The sequence below is a fragment of the Burkholderia sp. SIMBA_051 genome, assembly GCF_046534915.1.
Taxonomy (GTDB): domain Bacteria; phylum Pseudomonadota; class Gammaproteobacteria; order Burkholderiales; family Burkholderiaceae; genus Burkholderia; species Burkholderia ambifaria.
The window spans coordinates 1-333 of the sequence record NZ_JAWRXS010000114.1 but is presented as its reverse complement, the minus strand read 5'-3'; the positions used below and the strand labels follow the sequence as shown (position 1 = coordinate 333).

General features: G+C 69.1%; 1 protein-coding gene. It reads right to left on the bottom strand.

Annotation, left to right across the window (positions count from 1 at the left end):
• Positions 1–333, bottom strand: a 333-nt coding sequence (locus SB771_RS33795) for an amidase family protein (protein ID WP_410721892.1), incomplete at both ends; no start/stop codon positions are given.

The window sequence follows — 333 nt, the reverse complement described above, 5'->3', positions numbered from 1 at the left end:
CTGGGCGGCCAGTTCCAGCAGCCAGGCCTCGCTGCCCAGCGGGCCCATGACCTGGATACCGATCGGCAGCCCGTCGGCCGACAGGCCGAACGGAATCGAAATGGCGGGCATGCCGGTCAGGTTGGCCAGCGGCGCGAACGGCGAATAGCCGATCACGCCCTTCTTGCCCAGACGGTAGGCCAGGTAGTCGGCGTTGTCCATCGCATAGCGGCCGAGCGGCGCCGGCAACTGCGCCAGCACCGGCGACAGGAACAGGTCATGGCCCTGCGTGCCTTCGCGATGCAGGAAGCGGCCGATGCGGCGCGTGATCTCGTGGCAGGTGTCGACGCAGGC